This window comes from Pseudocitrobacter sp. 73 (assembly GCF_008369545.1).
GTDB classification, from domain to species: domain Bacteria; phylum Pseudomonadota; class Gammaproteobacteria; order Enterobacterales; family Enterobacteriaceae; genus Pseudocitrobacter; species Pseudocitrobacter vendiensis.
Map to the genome: position 1 here is coordinate 74,187 of NZ_VTZO01000001.1, position 12,556 is coordinate 86,742.

A 12,556-nucleotide genomic window follows, 5' to 3' on the forward strand; every position below is an offset into this window, starting at 1 on the left:
AGCGCAGCCATTGCCAGCGCGGTTGCGTATCACGTTCGTTTATTCCGTATTTAACCTAATTTTAAAGATTCATTCACTATCTGATAGGCCCTTTTGGCCTATCAGATAGAGTGATCTTGCATAAAAAATTGATAAAAGGCGTTTTTAACGCTGAGCTATAGCCTCTATCTCTGGCTACAGTTATTCTTGCGATGCCCGGATGATTCCCCCTCACTAGCCAAACCTTTTGCAGATTTGGCGAGGTTTTTGCATCCGTTAAGCGAGCAACGACTGCAGCGAGAGGAACCATTTCTTCTTCAATGCGGTACGACAAAATATGCATGATTATTGCATACCTCCGACTGCGTGTATTTGGTCCAAATGTTAACGGACGTTGAGAAGGAAAAGAGATATGGCCGCTTTCAGTAAAAAATGGTTAACGGGTCTGGTGACGGGTGTGCTGATGGCCACCTCGGCAAGCGCGCTCGCTGCGGAGCAAAAAACGCTGCATATCTATAACTGGTCTGATTATATCGCGCCGGATACGGTGGCGAATTTTGAAAAAGAGACCGGCATAAAAGTGGTGTATGACGTTTTCGATTCCAACGAAGTGCTGGAAGGAAAACTGATGGCGGGCAGCACCGGGTTTGACCTTGTCGTGCCCTCGGCGAGCTTCCTGGAGCGCCAGTTAACGGCGGGCGTGTTCCAGCCGCTGGATAAAAGCAAACTGCCGAACTGGAAAAATCTCGACCCGGAAGTGCTGAAGCTGGTGGCGAAACACGATCCGGACAACAAATACGCGATGCCCTATATGTGGGCAACGACCGGTATTGGCTACAACGTTGATAAAGTGAAAGCGGTGCTCGGTGCGGATGCGCCCGTGAACAGCTGGGATCTCATCTTCAAACCTGAAAATCTGGAGAAGCTGAAAAGCTGCGGCGTTTCCTTCCTTGATGCCCCGGAGGAGGTCTTTGCCACCGTGTTGAATTATCTGGGCAAAGATCCGAACAGCACCAAAGCAGATGACTATACCGGCCCGGCGACAGACCTGCTGCTGAAGCTGCGTCCGAACGTGCGGTACTTCCACTCCTCCCAATATATCAACGACCTGGCGAACGGCGACATCTGCGTGGCCATCGGCTGGGCGGGTGATGTATGGCAGGCGGCGAACCGCGCGAAAGAAGCGAAAAATGGCGTGAATGTTTCCTTTAGCATTCCGAAAGAGGGGGCTATGGCGTTCTTTGATGTCTTCGCGATGCCTGCCGATGCGAAAAATAAAGATGAAGCCTATCAGTTCCTCAACTACCTGATGAAGCCTGATGTGGTGGCGCATATCAGCGATCATATTTTCTATGCCAACGGCAATAAAGCCTCAACCCCGTTAGTGAGTGAGGCGATCCGCAATAATCCTGGCATTTATCCGCCGCCGGATGTATTCGCCAAACTCTTCACCCTGAAAGTGCAGGAGCCGAAGATTGATCGCGTGCGTACCCGCGCGTGGACCAAAGTAAAAAGCGGTAAATAACTGACGCAATCCGCCCGGCGCGCGCGACCGGGCGGATTAGCAGAGCAGTTTTTCGTATGGCAACCGGGCCATAACGAGTGTATTTTTTTTGCCGGAGAGCACCCCATTGAACGACGCGACCCCCCGCCCACAGGCGAAAATCCGTAAAGCGCTCACCCCGCTGCTGGAGATACGTAATCTGACCAAATCTTATGACGGCCAACATGCCGTGGATGACGTCAGCCTCACCATTTATAAAGGCGAAATTTTTGCGCTGCTTGGTGCATCCGGCTGCGGAAAATCTACGCTGCTGCGTATGCTGGCTGGCTTTGAGCAGCCCAGCGCTGGGCAGATTATGCTCGACGGTGTCGACCTGGCGCACGTTCCGCCCTATCAGCGTCCGATCAACATGATGTTTCAGTCCTATGCCTTGTTTCCCCACATGACCGTTGAGCAAAACATTGCTTTTGGCCTGAAGCAGGACAAACTGCCGAAAGCGGAAATTAGCGCCCGTGTCGCGGAAATGTTGGCGCTGGTACATATGCAGGAATTTGCCAAACGTAAACCACATCAGTTGTCCGGCGGTCAACGTCAGCGTGTAGCACTGGCCAGAAGTCTGGCGAAGCGGCCAAAGTTATTGCTGCTGGATGAGCCGATGGGCGCGCTGGATAAGAAACTGCGCGACCGGATGCAACTGGAGGTGGTCGATATTCTGGAGCGTGTTGGCGCGACCTGCGTGATGGTGACGCACGACCAGGAAGAGGCGATGACCATGGCCGGGCGCATCGCCATTATGAATCGCGGCAAGTTTGTGCAGATTGGCGAGCCGGAGGAGATTTACGAGCATCCGACCACCCGCTACAGCGCGGAGTTTATTGGCTCAGTGAATGTCTTTGAAGGGCTACTGAAGTCGCGCGAAGACGACGGGCTGGTGATTGATTCTCCGGGGCTGGTGCATCCATTGAAGGTCGATGCCGATGCGTCGGTGGTGGATAACGTCCCGGTATACGTCGCGCTGCGGCCGGAAAAAATCATGCTCTGCGAGGCGCCGCCTGAAAATGGCTATAACTTTGCCGTGGGTGAGGTGGTGCATATTGCCTATCTCGGCGACTTGTCGATTTATCACGTGCGCCTGAAAAGCGGGCAGATGATCAGCGCGCAGCTACAGAATGAACATCGCTATCGAAAAGGATTACCCACCTGGGGCGATGAAGTGCGTCTGTGCTGGGATGCCGACAGCTGTGTTGTTCTGACGGTGTAAGGAGGGCGGATGAGTGCTTTAGAATCGCCAGCCCGCGCCGCGAAACCGGCGGGTTTTGCCCGGTGGCTCACGCGTATGAACGTCGCGCACGGGCGTAAATTAGTTATCGCGCTGCCGTTTATCTGGCTAATTTTGCTGTTTTTGCTGCCATTTCTGACAGTATTCAAAATCAGCCTGGCCGAGATGGCGCGTGCTATTCCTCCGTATACGGATCTCATGTCGTGGGACGATGGGCAGCTTACGCTGTCGCTTAATTTTGGCAATTTCCTGCAATTAACCGACGATCCCCTGTACATAGAGGCCTATTTCCAGTCGTTGCAGATGGCGGGTATTTCGACGATCTTCTGCCTGCTGTTGGGCTACCCGCTGGCGTGGGCGGTGGCGCACAGTAAGCCATCGACGCGCAATATTCTGTTATTGCTGGTGATCCTGCCGTCGTGGACGTCGTTTTTGATTCGCGTTTATGCCTGGATGGGCATTCTTAAAGGCAACGGCGTGTTAAGCAATTTCCTGCAATGGGCCGGCATTATCGACCAGCCGCTGGAGATCCTGCACACCAATCTCGCGGTGTATATCGGCATTGTGTACGCCTATCTGCCGTTTATGGTGCTGCCTATCTACACGGCGTTGACGCGAATTGATTACTCGCTGGTGGAAGCGTCCCTGGATCTGGGCGCAAGGCCGCTGAAAACCTTCTTCAGCGTGATTGTGCCGTTAACGAAAGGCGGGATTATTGCCGGATCGATGCTGGTGTTTATCCCGGCGGTGGGGGAGTTTGTTATTCCGGAACTGCTTGGCGGCCCGGATAGCATTATGATTGGTCGCGTGCTGTGGCAGGAGTTCTTTAACAACCGCGACTGGCCGGTGGCGTCGGCGGTGGCGATCGTCATGCTCCTGCTGCTGATTGTGCCGATCATGTGGTTCCACAAACATCAGCAAAAACAGATGGGAGAACACGGATGAACAACTTACCGGTCGTCCGCTCACCATGGCGAATTCTGATTCTGGTGCTCGGATTTACGTTCCTGTATGCGCCGATGCTGATGCTGGTCATTTACTCGTTTAACAGTTCAAAACTGGTAACCGTGTGGGCGGGGTGGTCAACGCGTTGGTACGGCGAACTGTTCCGCGACGATGCGATGATGAGCGCGGTGGGGCTTAGCCTGACCATTGCCGCCTGCGCGGCAACCATGGCGGCGATTCTGGGCACGATTGCGGCGGTGGTGATGGTGCGTTTTGGCCGTTTTCGCGGCTCCAACGGCTTTGCCTTTATGATAACCGCACCGCTGGTAATGCCGGATGTCATCACCGGGTTATCGTTATTACTGTTGTTCGTTTCGCTCGGTCACGCCATCGGCTGGCCGTCCGATCGTGGCATGCTCACCATTTGGCTGGCGCACGTCACGTTCTGTACGGCGTATGTGGCGGTGGTGATTTCGTCGCGTCTGCGTGAGCTGGACCGCTCGATTGAAGAAGCGGCGATGGACCTCGGGGCGACGCCGCTGAAAGTGTTCTTTATCATTACCTTGCCGATGATTATGCCGGCGGTGATCTCGGGCTGGCTTCTGGCGTTTACGCTGTCACTGGACGATCTGGTGATTGCCAGCTTCGTTTCCGGGCCGGGGGCGACCACGCTACCGATGCTGGTCTTCTCCAACGTGCGTATGGGCGTCAACCCGGAAATTAACGCTCTGGCGACGCTCATTCTCGCGGTAGTCGGAATTGTCGGATTTATCGCCTGGTATTTGATGGCACGCGCAGAAAAGCAGCGTACGCGTGATATCCAACGTGCAAGACAAGGATAATCCTCTTAAAATTAAGCAAGGTTGTATTCGGTTCCCTGTCAGCAGGGAACCGTTTTCACGGAAGACGACATCTTGGGATTCTTTGCTAAAACCAGCCGTTCACATGCCAGCTTAAACGTTCCTGCTCTGGTGCAGGTGGCCGCGCTCGCCATTATTTTGATTCGCTGCCTCGATCTGTTGATGATTTTTAATCTGCTGGGTTTGCGCGGGCTCCTTGATTTTATTCATCGCAGCGTGCAAACCTGGAACCTGACGCTGGTGTTTCTGGCGAGCCTGACTCTGGTGTTTGTTGAGATCTGGTGTGCGTTTTCGGTGGTGAAAGGGCGCAACTGGGCGCGCTGGCTCTATCTGCTGACGCAGATTATCGCTGCCAGCTATTTATGGGCCGCCTCGCTGGGTTATGGATACCCGGAACTGTTCAGCATCGCCGGGGAATCAAAACGTGAAATATTCCGTTCGCTGGTGATGCAGAAAATGCCGGATATGCTGGTCCTGTTCCTGCTTTTTGTCCCAGCACACAGTCGACGGTTTTTCCGCTTCCAATAACGATGATACAATCGCCGCCCCTGAATTTCTGAAGGTCTTTGTATGCAGTGCGCACTTTATGACGCGGGTCGCTGTCGCTCCTGTCAGTGGATTGAACAGCCGGTAAACGATCAACTCGCCGCTAAGATGAACGATCTCCACACGCTGCTGGCCGGGGAGGCGGTAGAGGCGTGGTGCGCACCCGTCAGCGGGCCGGAGCAGGGTTTTCGTAATAAAGCCAAAATGGTGGTCAGCGGCAGCGTGGAAAAACCGTTGCTGGGCATGCTGCACCGCGACGGCACACCGGTTGACCTGACCGATTGCCCGCTGTATCCCGATTCTTTCGCGCCGGTTTTCGCCGCGCTCAAGCCGTTCATTGCCCGCGCCGGGCTGACGCCCTATAACGTCGCGCGTAAACGTGGCGAGCTGAAGTATCTGCTGCTGACCGAAAGCCAGCGCGATGGCGGCATGATGCTGCGCTTTGTGCTGCGCTCAGAAAGTAAGCTTGAACAACTGCGCGCCGCGCTGCCAGCCTTACAGGCGCAGTTACCACAGCTAAAAGTAATCACCGCCAATATTCAGCCGGTACACATGGCGATCATGGAAGGCGAGCAGGAGATCTTCTTTACCGAACAGCAGGCGCTGGCGGAAACGTTTAATGGCGTGCCGCTGTGGATCCGTCCGCAAAGTTTCTTCCAGACCAACCCGACCGTTGCCAGCGCCTTATACGCGACGGCGCGCGACTGGGTGCGCGCACTGCCGGTCACGCACATGTGGGATCTCTTCTGTGGCGTCGGCGGTTTTGGCCTGCACTGCGCGACACCGGAGATGACCCTCACCGGTATCGAAATTGCCCCGGAAGCCATCGCCTGTGCGAAGCAGTCTGCGGCACAACTGGGGCTCACTAAGCTTCAGTTTCAGGCGCTTGATTCCACGCAGTTTGCCACCGCCCAGGGTGACGTGCCCGAGCTGGTGCTGGTCAATCCGCCGCGACGGGGCATTGGTAAAGCGCTGTGCGATTACTTAAGCCAGATGGCCCCGCCGTTTATTATCTACTCCAGCTGTAACGCCCAGACGATGGCAAAAGATATAGCTAATCTGCCGGGTTATCACATCGCGAGGGTTCAGCTGTTCGACATGTTCCCGCATACTGCCCACTACGAAGTGCTTACGCTGCTGGTAAAAAGCGGAAGTTAAACAAAATGTGAACTTTTGTCGGGTGGAAATCAGGTAAGCTTTATCTTAGAAGATGTGGAAAAGGCACTGATTAATGACGGCAAAACAGATCCTGCTGGTGGAAGACGATCGCGATATCGCCACGCTGCTGCAACTCAACCTTGAAGATGAAGGCTATACCATCGTCCATGAAGAGGACGGTGGCAGGGCGTTGCAGCGCCTGGAGCAGACGCAATGGGATATGGTTATCCTCGATTTAATGCTGCCTAACGTCGATGGGCTGACGATTTGCCAGCGTATTCGTGAGCGCGGGCGCTATCTGCCGGTGATTATCATTAGCGCGCGCAGCAGCGAAACGGAACGCATTCTGGGCCTTGAAACCGGGGCCGATGATTATCTGGCAAAGCCGTTCTCGGTGCAGGAGCTGGTGGCGCGTATTAAAGCGCTGTTCCGCCGCCAGCAGGCAATGGGGCAGGATGTGCAGCAAACCAGCGGCACCATTACGGCCCATGGGCTGGTGATCGACCCGCTGGCGCGCAGTGTGCGTTTGCGCGGTAATCTGGTCGATCTCACCCCGCGTGAATTCGATTTACTGTGGTTCTTCGCCCGCCATCCAGGGGAGACTTTCTCGCGCCTTGATCTGCTGGAGAAGGTGTGGGGCTATCAGCATGAAGGCTACGAACACACGGTGAATACACACATTAACCGCCTGCGCGTCAAAATAGAACATAACGCCGCCGAGCCGGAAATCATTCTGACCGTGTGGGGCAAAGGGTATCGGTTTGTTGGAGGCCCGGCATGAAAGTGAAACTTAGCCTGAGCCAGCGCTTAACGCTGCTGTTTATTCTGCTGTTGGTGTTGTGCGCGACCATTGCCGGGGCAGTGCAACTCTACAGCAGCATGCAGTTTGGTAACGCCATGGTGCAGCGGCTGTCGGGGAATCTGGCGCAGCAGATTGTGCGCAGAGAGCCGCTCATGGATGCGCAGGGCAGGGTGGATCGCAACACGCTAAAACCGCTATTTGACCGTCTGATGACCTTTAATCCCAGCGTGGAACTCTATGTTATCTCGCCCGACGGCGAGATTCTGGCCGATGCCGCGCCGCCCGGGCATATCAAACGCCAGCGCGTCGCGCTCGCACCCGTAGAACAGTTTCTGAATCAGGCCGCGATGCCGGTGTATGGCGATGACCCGCGCAGTGCTGATAAGCATAAAGTCTTTAGCGCCGCACCGCTTCGTCAGGACGGTGAACTGCGCGGGTATCTGTATATCATTTTGCAGGGTGAAGAACTCAACGCACTGGCAGAAAATGCCTGGTACAAGACCCTGTGGAGCACGCTGCTGTGGGCGCTGCTGTTAGTGGCGGCCGTTGGGGGCCTGGTGGCGGTGCTGGTGCGTCAGTGGGTGACACGTCCGGTGAATGCCTTAACGCGCGAAGCCAGCCGTATCGATCAGGACAGCATTAGCGCGATTAAACATCTCGCCGCCCAGCCGACGGTCGATGAGCCGGGCGATGAAGTGGCGTTGCTGCGCAATACGTTTATTGAGCTGGCACGTAAGATTGCCTCGCAGTGGGATGAACTGGCTGACAGCGATCGCCAGCGCCGTGAGTTTATCGCCAATATTTCGCACGACCTGCGTACACCGTTGACTTCGTTATTGGGGTATCTCGAAACCCTGTCAATGAAAGCCGCTACGCTGACACCAGAAGAATCCCGGCATTATCTGGAAATCGCCCTGCGCCAGGGGCACAAAGTACGTCACCTTTCACAGGAGCTGTTTGAGCTGGCCCGGCTGGAGCATGGGGCAATTAAGCCGCAGCGGGAGCGTTTTGCCCTGAGCGAACTGGTTTCCGATGTGGTGCAGAAATTTGATCTTCCCCTTGAGACACGCAAAATCACCTTACAGACGGAGATCCCCGGGCATTTACCGCTGATCAACGCCGATCTCTCGATGGTGGAGCGCGTGGTGACCAATTTGCTTGATAATGCGATTCGTCATACGCCGCCGGGTGGAACGATCCGCCTGAAGATTTGGCAGCAGGAGGAACGGTTGCAGATGGAAGTGGCCGACAGCGGGCCGGGCATTGATGCGGCGGTGCGGGAACAGCTTTTTGTGCGTCCTTCGGCGCTCAGTCAGCAGGCAACGCGCGAGAAGCGCGGTGGGTTAGGTTTGCTGATCGTCAAAAAAATGCTGGAGCTACACGGTGGGGGCATTGGGCTGGAGGAATCAACCGGCGGGGCGTGTTTTCGGTTTTGGCTTCCGTGCGGGCGGTAATTGCCGGATGGCGGTGCAGCCGCCATCCGACGAAGAGCGATTACTCAGGGAACCACTGATTGCTGATTTTCTGATAGGTGCCATCAGCTTTAATCGCTTTCAGCGCGCCGTTCAGTTTTTCCAGCAGGGCTTTGTTATCCGGACGAACCGCGATGCCCAGACCGGTGCCGAAGTATTGCGGATCGGTCACTTTCTCGGTCGCCGCGCCCAATTGCGGGTTAGTTTTCAGCCACTCGTTCACCACCGCGGTATCACCAAATACGCCATCAATACGGCCATTTTTCAGGTCGATAATCGCGTTCTGGTAGCTGTCATAGGCCACGGTTTTCACTTCCGGATGTTTATCCATCAGGTATTTCTGGTGGGTGGTGCCGTTTTCCATCCCGATGCGTTTGCCTTTCAGGTCAGTGAAGGTTTTATAGGTATCTTTCTTCGCGATCACCAGCGCGGAGTTGGCATAGTACGGTTCGGTGAACGCCACCTGCTTGCTACGTTCCGGCGTGATATCCATACCGGAAATCACGGCGTCATATTTTTTGAATTTCAGCGCCGGGATCAGGCTATCAAACGCGTGGTTAGTGAAGGTGCACTCTGCCTGCATCTGTTTGCACAACGCTTTCGCCAGATCGATATCAAAGCCGACAATCTGATTGTTGGCATCCATCGACTCAAACGGTGGGTAGGTTGCGGAAACGCCAAAGTTGATTTTATCTGCGGCGCTGGCGCCAGCGGCGAAGGTGGCGAGTAATGCGGCCAGAACAAACTTTTTCATCGGTAAGGCTCCCGTCTGTCAAAATTAAAAGATGCTGCCCTGCGTGTGGCATGAATACATCCTGCCTGTTTTTGAATTTATATTCAATAAAAATGATTTTTTATTTTATTGAATATAAAAAAAAGCGGACAACTTAAAAGGTTGCCCGCTCTGTGATTGTGCCTTTATGCAATTAGCGTCATCAGTTTCTGCGCTCAAACACCAGCGCTTTTCGCTCAATCAGACGCATCAGCAACGTCAACAGACCGTTAACGATAAGATAGACTACGCCTGCCGCGCCAAAGACCATCACGTCGTAGGTGCGACCATACAGCAACTGCCCGTGGCCCATCACTTCCATCAGCGTGATGGTGTAGGCCAGAGAGGTACTTTTGAAGACCAGCACCACTTCGTTTGAGTAGGAAGACAAGGCACGTTTCAGCGCGTACGGCAGCAGAATCGCCAGCGTATCTTTCTTGCTCATTCCCAGCGCGCTACAGGATTGCCACTGCCCATCAGGAATGGCGCGAATTGCCCCGTAGAACAACTGAGTGGTATACGCGGCACTGTTCAGCGACAGGGCGATTAACGCGCACAGCCACGGTTCAGAGAGCAAATGCCACAGCCCCGGATAATCCTGCAACGACGGGAACTGGCCCGGGCCGTAGTAAATCAGGAAGATTTGCACCAGCAGCGGTGTGCCGGTAAACAGGGTGATATAACCGCGCACAATCCAGACCAGCACCGGCGTTTTCAGCGTCAGAACGATGGTGAAAATCAGCGACAGGATCAGCGCAACGGCAATGGACGCCACGGTTAGCGTCAGGCTGGTGTGCAGCCCTTTCATCAGTTCCGGTAAATACTCGAGCATCAGCCTGGTCTCCGTTCGAAGCGAGTGGTACGCAGGTCAATGCGTTTGAGGATGTACTGGCTGAGCAGGGTGATCACCAGGTAAATCGCCGCTGCGACGATGTACCAGGTAAACGGCTCCTGCGTACGCGTGGCGATACTTTTGGTTTGCAGCATTAAATCATTCACGCTAATCAGCGACACCAGCGCGGTATCCTTCAGCAGCACCAGCCACTGGTTACCGAGCCCCGGCAGCGCATGACGCCACATTTGCGGCATCACCAGACGGAAGAAAATCGCCGCTTTCGACAGGCCCAGCGCCTGGCCAGATTCCCATTGGCCAATTGGCACCGCTTTCAGCGCGCCGCGCAGGGTTTGCGAGGCATAGGCAGCATAAAGCAGCGACAGCGCAATCACGCCGCACAGGAACGGGCTAACGTCGAAGTTTTCGATCTGCATCTGTACCGGAATTTGCACCACGCCAAGGTTAAGCGTGAAGCCGTCCGACAGCATCAGCAGCAGCTGTGAGGAACCGAAATAGATAAACAGGACCACCAGAATTTCCGGCAGCCCACGCAAAATGGTCACGATAGCGGAGCCCGCCCACGCGACAGGGCGCCATTTTGCTGACTCCCATACCGCGAAGAACATCGCCAGCGCCAGCCCAATGACCAGAGCACAAACGGCAAGGCCGACGGTCATCCCGGCGGCGCTTGCTAATGGAAAAAATTCGTTCATCAGATCTTACTTCTGGAACCATTTGCTGTAGATGGTTTGATAAGTGCCATCTTTTTTCACTTTTTCCAGGGCTGCGTTGAATTTCTGCTGCAGCTCGGTGTTGCCCTGACGAACCGCGATGCCAAGACCCGTGCCGAAGTAGTCTTTATCCGTCACTTTGTCGCCGATGGCGGCCAGTTTGGCGTTGGCTTTCAGCCATTCGTTCACCACGGCTGAGTCACCGAAGACTGCATCGATACGACCGTTTTGCAGGTCCAGCTTCGCATTCTGATAGCTGTCGTACGGTACGGTGGTGATTTCCGGATGTTTATCCATGATGAATTTCTGGTGAGTGGTGCCGTTCTGCACACCCACTTTCTTGCCTTTCAGCGCATCGATGCTGGCGACTTTACCCTGCTGGCCGATGAACAGCGCCGAGTTGTCGTAATACGGAGTGGTGAAGAGCACCTGTTTTTCACGCTCAGGCGTGATGTCCATTCCTGCCATCACCGCGTCAACGCGGCGGAATTTCAGGCTTGGGATCAGGCTGTCGAAAGACTGGTTAGAGAAGGTGCAGGTGGCATCAATCTCTTTACACAGCGCATTCGCCAGGTCGACGTCAAAACCAACAATCTTGTTGTTGGCATCCATCGATTCGAACGGAGGATAGGACGCTTCGGTTGCGAAACGGATGGTCTGAGCGGCGCCAGCAGAAAGGCTTACGCTTGCGAGCAGTGCGGCAATCAGTACTTTTTTCATGGTCATTGTCCCGGGTCTCTTCAGTGAGAAAGGTAATTCTTAAACGCTTCAGTCTGTGGCTGGGTGAAGCAGCTGTTATCGCCCTGTTCAACGATATAGCCGTTTTCCATGTACACCACGCGGCTGGCGGTTTTACGCGCCACTTCCACTTCGTGGGTGACGATCACCTGAGTAATGTTGGTTTCCGCCAGTTCGCGAATGATGCTGACGATCTGGGCGGTGATTTCCGGGTCAAGAGCCGCGGTCGGTTCATCAAACAGCAGAACCTGCGGTTCCATCATCAGCGCGCGGGCAATCGCCACACGCTGTTGCTGACCACCCGAAAGGTGCAGCGGATAACGATCGCTGTAGGGCTTCAGGCGTAAACGCTCGAGCAGTTTCTCGGCGCGCGCCATCGCGTTTTCTTTGCTCAGGCCCAGCACGCGGCAGGGCGCTTCAATCAGATTTTGCACCACGGTGAGGTGTGGCCAGAGGTTGTACTGCTGGAACACCATGCCGACGTTCTGGCGCAGTTCGCGAATGGCTTTATCCGACGGTGCTTTGGCGAAATCAAAGTGATTACCGGCGATGCTCAGCGTGCCGGAGCGCGGCATCTCAAGGAGATTCAGCACGCGCAGCAGCGAGCTCTTACCCGCGCCGCTTGGCCCCAACAGTACCAGGGTTTCACCCTGCGGGCACTCAAGCGTGATGTCGAACAGCGCCTGATGCGCGCCGTAGAAGCAGTTAATGCCGTTTAATTTAATGCTCATCGATACTCGTCAAGATGCGTTAGCTGTAGGTACTTACCCTGAACGTCCGTTCAGCGGCTCACTCAGTTGCTGCGGTATCCGGAGGCTTAGACAGAATAACCTTCTGCTCAACCCGGCTTTGCCCGCTCATTATGTAATGAAAATGTTGCTAAATTCTCGAAGGTTTTCAGCAATTGAGGCCGCAAATAGTACCTTTGACAGAAT

Annotated in this window: 13 protein-coding genes; 8 read left to right on the forward strand and 5 right to left on the reverse strand. The window is 54.8% G+C overall.

Going from position 1 to position 12,556, the window contains the following annotated elements; translation table 11 throughout:
- Positions 1 to 391: 391 nt before the first annotated feature.
- The 8 genes from potF (at position 392) to F0Q32_RS00365 (ending at position 8,527) form a co-directional block, all read left to right on the forward strand.
- Positions 392 to 1,504, forward strand: coding sequence for a spermidine/putrescine ABC transporter substrate-binding protein PotF (potF, locus tag F0Q32_RS00330; protein ID WP_149461461.1), 1,113 nt, complete (start codon positions 392 to 394; stop codon positions 1,502 to 1,504).
- 106 nt (positions 1,505 to 1,610) lie between these two features.
- Positions 1,611 to 2,744 (forward strand): putrescine ABC transporter ATP-binding subunit PotG, encoded by a 1,134-nt coding sequence (potG, locus tag F0Q32_RS00335; protein ID WP_149461462.1) that lies wholly within the window; start codon positions 1,611 to 1,613, stop codon positions 2,742 to 2,744.
- A gap of 9 nt (positions 2,745 to 2,753) precedes the next feature.
- Positions 2,754 to 3,707: a putrescine ABC transporter permease PotH gene (gene potH, locus F0Q32_RS00340; RefSeq protein ID WP_149461463.1), complete on the forward strand. Its 954-nt coding sequence runs from the start codon at positions 2,754 to 2,756 to the stop codon at positions 3,705 to 3,707.
- Positions 3,704 to 4,549: a putrescine ABC transporter permease PotI gene (potI, locus tag F0Q32_RS00345; protein WP_015965147.1), complete on the forward strand. Its 846-nt coding sequence runs from the start codon at positions 3,704 to 3,706 to the stop codon at positions 4,547 to 4,549. Before potH ends, potI begins: the two co-directional genes overlap by 4 nt.
- Before the next feature lie 21 nt (positions 4,550 to 4,570).
- On the forward strand, positions 4,571 to 5,095 hold the full coding sequence (locus tag F0Q32_RS00350; protein ID WP_149461464.1) for a YbjO family protein: 525 nt from the start codon (positions 4,571 to 4,573) through the stop codon (positions 5,093 to 5,095).
- Positions 5,096 to 5,137: 42 nt separating this feature from the next.
- Positions 5,138 to 6,271, forward strand: a complete 1,134-nt coding sequence (gene rlmC, locus F0Q32_RS00355; RefSeq protein WP_149461465.1) for a 23S rRNA (uracil(747)-C(5))-methyltransferase RlmC — start codon at positions 5,138 to 5,140, stop codon at positions 6,269 to 6,271.
- Positions 6,272 to 6,344: 73 nt separating this feature from the next.
- On the forward strand, positions 6,345 to 7,052 hold the full coding sequence (locus tag F0Q32_RS00360; protein WP_149461466.1) for a response regulator transcription factor: 708 nt from the start codon (positions 6,345 to 6,347) through the stop codon (positions 7,050 to 7,052).
- Entirely contained in the window at positions 7,049 to 8,527 is a 1,479-nt protein-coding gene (locus tag F0Q32_RS00365; RefSeq protein ID WP_149461467.1) for an ATP-binding protein, read from the forward strand. Before F0Q32_RS00360 ends, F0Q32_RS00365 begins: the two co-directional genes overlap by 4 nt.
- Positions 8,528 to 8,567: 40 nt before the next feature.
- Here the strand turns inward: F0Q32_RS00365 and artJ are convergent, their stop codons facing one another.
- The 5 genes from artJ to artP form a co-directional block, all read right to left on the reverse strand.
- A complete protein-coding gene (gene artJ, locus F0Q32_RS00370) occupies positions 8,568 to 9,299 on the reverse strand; it encodes an arginine ABC transporter substrate-binding protein ArtJ (RefSeq protein WP_149461468.1) in 732 nt (243 codons plus the stop codon).
- 181 nt (positions 9,300 to 9,480) lie between these two features.
- Positions 9,481 to 10,149: an arginine ABC transporter permease ArtM gene (gene artM / locus F0Q32_RS00375; protein WP_149461469.1), complete on the reverse strand. Its 669-nt coding sequence runs from the start codon at positions 10,147 to 10,149 to the stop codon at positions 9,481 to 9,483.
- A complete protein-coding gene (gene artQ / locus F0Q32_RS00380; RefSeq protein WP_149461470.1) occupies positions 10,149 to 10,865 on the reverse strand; it encodes an arginine ABC transporter permease ArtQ in 717 nt (238 codons plus the stop codon). Before artQ ends, artM begins: the two co-directional genes overlap by 1 nt.
- Before the next feature lie 6 nt (positions 10,866 to 10,871).
- The gene (gene artI, locus F0Q32_RS00385; RefSeq protein WP_149461471.1) at positions 10,872 to 11,603 is read right to left on the reverse strand and encodes an arginine ABC transporter substrate-binding protein ArtI; all 732 of its coding nucleotides are present in this window, start codon (positions 11,601 to 11,603) and stop codon (positions 10,872 to 10,874) included.
- 20 nt (positions 11,604 to 11,623) lie between these two features.
- Positions 11,624 to 12,352 (reverse strand): arginine ABC transporter ATP-binding protein ArtP, encoded by a 729-nt coding sequence (gene artP, locus F0Q32_RS00390; RefSeq protein ID WP_149461472.1) that lies wholly within the window; start codon positions 12,350 to 12,352, stop codon positions 11,624 to 11,626.
- Between the last annotated feature and the right edge of the window lie 204 nt (positions 12,353 to 12,556).

What these genes read in the sequence shown, in the direction of transcription:
- artI (WP_149461471.1), bottom strand. Translation starts at nt 11,603, where the DNA reads ATGAAAAAAGTACTGATTGCCGCACTGCTCGCAAGCGTAAGCCTTTCT.
- potF (WP_149461461.1), top strand. Translation starts at nt 392, where the DNA reads ATGGCCGCTTTCAGTAAAAAATGGTTAACGGGTCTGGTGACGGGTGTG.
- F0Q32_RS00365 (WP_149461467.1), top strand. Translation starts at nt 7,049, where the DNA reads ATGAAAGTGAAACTTAGCCTGAGCCAGCGCTTAACGCTGCTGTTTATT.
- artP (WP_149461472.1), bottom strand. Translation starts at nt 12,352, where the DNA reads ATGAGCATTAAATTAAACGGCATTAACTGCTTCTACGGCGCGCATCAG.
- potI (WP_015965147.1), top strand. Translation starts at nt 3,704, where the DNA reads ATGAACAACTTACCGGTCGTCCGCTCACCATGGCGAATTCTGATTCTG.
- rlmC (WP_149461465.1), top strand. Translation starts at nt 5,138, where the DNA reads ATGCAGTGCGCACTTTATGACGCGGGTCGCTGTCGCTCCTGTCAGTGG.
- F0Q32_RS00360 (WP_149461466.1), top strand. Translation starts at nt 6,345, where the DNA reads ATGACGGCAAAACAGATCCTGCTGGTGGAAGACGATCGCGATATCGCC.
- artQ (WP_149461470.1), bottom strand. Translation starts at nt 10,865, where the DNA reads ATGAACGAATTTTTTCCATTAGCAAGCGCCGCCGGGATGACCGTCGGC.
- potH (WP_149461463.1), top strand. Translation starts at nt 2,754, where the DNA reads ATGAGTGCTTTAGAATCGCCAGCCCGCGCCGCGAAACCGGCGGGTTTT.
- artM (WP_149461469.1), bottom strand. Translation starts at nt 10,149, where the DNA reads ATGCTCGAGTATTTACCGGAACTGATGAAAGGGCTGCACACCAGCCTG.
- artJ (WP_149461468.1), bottom strand. Translation starts at nt 9,299, where the DNA reads ATGAAAAAGTTTGTTCTGGCCGCATTACTCGCCACCTTCGCCGCTGGC.